The organism is Psychrobacter sp. (genome assembly GCF_036731945.1).
GTDB lineage: Bacteria > Pseudomonadota > Gammaproteobacteria > Pseudomonadales > Moraxellaceae > Psychrobacter.
On record NZ_DAINDI010000028.1, the window covers coordinates 1 to 3,776 of the forward strand.

Annotated in this window: 4 protein-coding genes; 3 read left to right on the plus strand and 1 reads right to left on the minus strand. The window is 44.0% G+C overall.

Translation table 11 applies throughout. The features are described 5' to 3' along the window. Nucleotides 1–373 precede the first annotated feature (373 nt). Nucleotides 374–688, minus strand: a complete 315-nt coding sequence (locus V7D75_RS07390) for a hypothetical protein (RefSeq protein WP_333614043.1) — start codon at nucleotides 686–688, stop codon at nucleotides 374–376. 402 nt (nucleotides 689–1,090) lie between these two features. Here V7D75_RS07390 and V7D75_RS07395 point away from each other — a divergent pair, with 402 nt between their 5' ends. The 3 genes from V7D75_RS07395 to V7D75_RS07405 all read left to right on the plus strand — a co-directional run bounded on the left by V7D75_RS07395 (nucleotide 1,091) and on the right by V7D75_RS07405 (nucleotide 3,703). After that, on the plus strand, nucleotides 1,091–2,392 hold the full coding sequence (locus V7D75_RS07395) for a glutamate-5-semialdehyde dehydrogenase (protein WP_333614044.1): 1,302 nt from the start codon (nucleotides 1,091–1,093) through the stop codon (nucleotides 2,390–2,392). 158 nt (nucleotides 2,393–2,550) lie between these two features. Next, on the plus strand, nucleotides 2,551–3,324 hold the full coding sequence (locus tag V7D75_RS07400) for a ribonuclease domain-containing protein (RefSeq protein ID WP_333614045.1): 774 nt from the start codon (nucleotides 2,551–2,553) through the stop codon (nucleotides 3,322–3,324). A gap of 1 nt (nucleotide 3,325) precedes the next feature. Further along, a complete protein-coding gene (locus V7D75_RS07405; RefSeq protein ID WP_333614046.1) occupies nucleotides 3,326–3,703 on the plus strand; it encodes a barstar family protein in 378 nt (125 codons plus the stop codon). Nucleotides 3,704–3,776 lie beyond the last annotated feature (73 nt).

A 3,776-nucleotide genomic window follows, 5' to 3' on the forward strand; every position in this document is an offset into this window, starting at 1 on the left:
TCTTTGCAGTATCAAGCATGGTTTAGCAGACTTCCAATAAATATGAGTGAAAACATGAATAAAAAAATGCGCCATTGTCGCCTATAATGCGATAAAAAGGCAAACCCTGCTCCTTCAATTAGTAAAGGTTATTAAAAATCATTAGAGTTTGACAGGATAATTCATTGCCGATAAAAAAATACTCAAAACGGCGCTCGGCTTAGATAACTCTAGCTCAGTAGCGCGATATTCTTTTTAAAAGGAATCAACGACAAAATAAGGCCCATAACGCATAGTCAGTTATGGGCCTTATTTTATCATCTTAACGCCGCTAGCGCTGTTTTATCTGCTAAATAGTCAGTCGACGCTTGCAAGCGGCATTTAACAAGCTTAACTAGTAAGTCGAAATGTGCTCTTCGCTTTCAGTACCATCGAGGACTTCTGCATCATCAGCAGTTGCTACCGCGACATCATCATTCTCGCTAACGGCCATCCCGTCATTAGCATCGGCACTTGCAACCGCGACATCATCCGTGCTGTTTGCTGTTGCCACGCCGGTAGCGTTATTTTCTACTGGCGTCTGCGCGTCAGCGGTTGGTTTAACATCCATTGGCGCTTCTTCTTTTTTGCCGCAGGCGCTGACACTTAGTGCTGCTGCTACCAAGCCTACTGTGAGCCAGTTTTTATAGGTTTTATTTTTAATAGCCATTTTTTTCTCCATCATGAGTCTTTAATTTATTAATCTTTATAAAATTCAGCACTTTATTGCCTCAGCCAATTGCTATGTCTTTCATTGATAACGTATGAATTGACCGTCTTAGCGCCCACTATACTCACGATTGACCACGACTACCTTAGCAGTTGCAGCGCAGTTCTGTTAAAAATACGTAACAGACAAAATACTTTTTTATCTCCCATTACTTATAGACGCTATAAAAAGTTAAAAACCTTAAAATACAACATAAGAAAACTCTGCAGTGCTTGCTAAACGGTCGTTGTTCACAAAATCGACTTTACTATCGTCCTCATCTCCTCTATGTTAAATAGCAGAGCGCCATTAGAGCGCTAAACGATATTTTTTAGATTATTGATGATAAAAGGACGTTAATTTATGACGCAATCGAATACCACAGATGTAACCGCCTATATGCAGACGGTCGGTAAGCAAGCGCGCGCGGCATCACGAGCGTTAGCTGCGGCCAATACTGGCGATAAGAATTCGGCGCTGATGGCAATCTATGACGAATTAAAAAGCGCCAAAGCTGACATTTTAGCGGCCAATAAAATCGATATGGATAAGGGGCAAAAAAACGACTTGGATGCGGCGTTACTTGATCGTCTAGAGCTAAATGACGCGCGCTTCGATGGTATGCTGCAAGGGTTAAAAGACGTGGCGGCATTGCCTGACCCTATTGGTGAAGTGACCGACATGACGTATCAGCCATCAGGTATTCATTTGGGCAAGATGCGTGTGCCACTCGGGGTGGTCGGGATGATTTATGAATCGCGTCCCAACGTTACTTTAGAGGCGGCTTCGCTGGCGCTAAAATCTGGTAATGCTATTATCTTACGCGGTGGTTCTGAAGCCTTTGAATCTAATCAAGCGATTGCCAAATGTATCTTACAGGGTTTAAAAAAGGTCAGTCTCTCTGAGCATAGCGTACAAGTGTTAGAAACCACTGACCGCGCAGCTGTTGGCGAGTTGATTACCATGACGGACTATGTCGATGTGATCGTACCACGCGGCGGTAAAGGTTTGATTGAACGTATCAGCCGCGATGCCCGCGTTCCTGTGATTAAGCATTTAGATGGTAATTGTCATACCTTTATCGATAGCGATGCCGATGCAGACACGGCGATTAAAGTCAGCGTTAATGCCAAAACCCATCGCTACGGCACTTGTAATACCATGGAGACGCTATTGGTCGATGAATCAATCGCCGCCAAGCTATTACCAAAGATTGCTGAAGCCATCGTAACAGCCGATGACGCCATGCAACTGCGCCTCGATGAGAAGTCACAGGCGATTTTAAATGACAATGCTACCCTGCAAGGTCATTTATCAGCAGCGACTAACGAGGACTGGGATACCGAATATCTTGCGCCTATCTTGGCAGTTAAGGTGGTAGCGGGTATTGATGAAGCGATTGAACATATCAACACTCACGGCAGCCACCATACCGACGTCATCATTACCGACAACTATACCAAGTCGCAGCGCTTTATCCGCGAAGTCGATTCGGCAAGCGTGATGATTAACGCCTCGAGCCGTTTTGCCGATGGCTTTGAGTACGGACTTGGGGCAGAAATCGGTATCTCAACCGATAAAATCCATGCCCGTGGACCGGTTGGGCTTGAGGGTTTAACCTCGCAAAAATGGATTGTTTACGGTCACGGCGAAACACGCGCCTAGGGCGTTATGGCTGCACTATAATTTGTTGGCCAATTCGAGTATAATCTTAAACAACGTCAGCTTAATTGCTGGCGTTTTTTTATTATTGATAAATATGCTATATATGGCATATAAAAATTATTTTGCTGAAAAGAACCACGCTATAGGAAGCCGTGCCCATGCAAAGTGGCAAAATTAAACACTGGAATGCTGACAAAGGCTATGGCTTTATTGATGTAGACAATCAAGATGAAGATGTCTTCTTTCATATCAGCAGCGTGCGCTTATCGCGGCCGATAAGCGAGGGTCAACGTGTCTATTTTAACAGTCAGCGTAATGACAAAAACCAATTACGCGCAACCGAAGTCACCTCTAACGAATTAAGTATTTTAGAAACGGCAGACTCAAAAGCACCGCTAGCAAATTCAACCAAACATCATGCAAAAAATACGCATACAAATAACGCTAGCTATCATCGAAAAAACCAGTCAAAAAATAACCAAAGCAAGCCACATAAAAAAACTGGCTTATCTACTCTACTAAGTTTTATCGCCCTTATTGCGGTGGCGGTCTACTTCTTTAGCGACTTAACAGCCAGTTTTTTTGCAGATAGCACGCCAGCAACTTCTATAACGCAGACAGCGCCTAAGACCTATAACCTTGATACAACAGCCACAGCAGCTATCACGGGTGATGCGCAAATAGACCAAACACTGGCGCTGATTCAGCAAGGCGGCCCGTTTCCTTATCCGAATAAAGATGGCACCACCTTTTATAATCGTGAAGGCAAACTGCCTGCCCAGTCGCAAGGCTATTATCGCGAATACACTTTGCCGACACCGGGCGTTTCGCATCGCGGCGCACAGCGTATTGTCACTGGCGGTCATCCGCCAACCGTCTATTATTTGACCGTCGACCATTACGACAGCTTTCAGCAATTGCAGGTGAGATGATATGAGCCAAGCGATTTACTATATTAAAAAAAATGACGTTAACCAAAACGCCATTGCTCAAAAAGACGAAGCGCTTATTCATCGCATTCCTCAGCATGCGATTAACATTCCCATCGGCGATGTTTTGGATAAAGAAACGTTGCTAAAGAGCTTAGCGACAGCCGCCAATTTTCCCAGCTATTTTGCCCATAATTGGGACAGCGCTTGGGACTGTTTGACCGATAGTGATATCACAGATTTCACGCTTTACTTAAATGCGGTAGAAAAAATCAACAGCGAGGACTTTAATGTCTTTAAGCGCCTTATTGAAGACGCTTATAAAGATTTTGGCAAACCGCAATTATGGATTATTGAGGCGTCAGATGATGCCTACGCATAGCGAAACGAGCAGAACCTAAATTCGAGATAAAGCCAGTTTTATCCCGAATTTAGGTGAATTCATATTTAGAGAA

Coding starts and splice junctions, on each gene's coding strand:
- V7D75_RS07395 (WP_333614044.1), top strand. CDS start 1,091: ATGACGCAATCGAATACCACAGATGTAACCGCCTATATGCAGACGGTC.
- V7D75_RS07390 (WP_333614043.1), bottom strand. CDS start 688: ATGGCTATTAAAAATAAAACCTATAAAAACTGGCTCACAGTAGGCTTG.
- V7D75_RS07400 (WP_333614045.1), top strand. CDS start 2,551: ATGCAAAGTGGCAAAATTAAACACTGGAATGCTGACAAAGGCTATGGC.
- V7D75_RS07405 (WP_333614046.1), top strand. CDS start 3,326: ATGAGCCAAGCGATTTACTATATTAAAAAAAATGACGTTAACCAAAAC.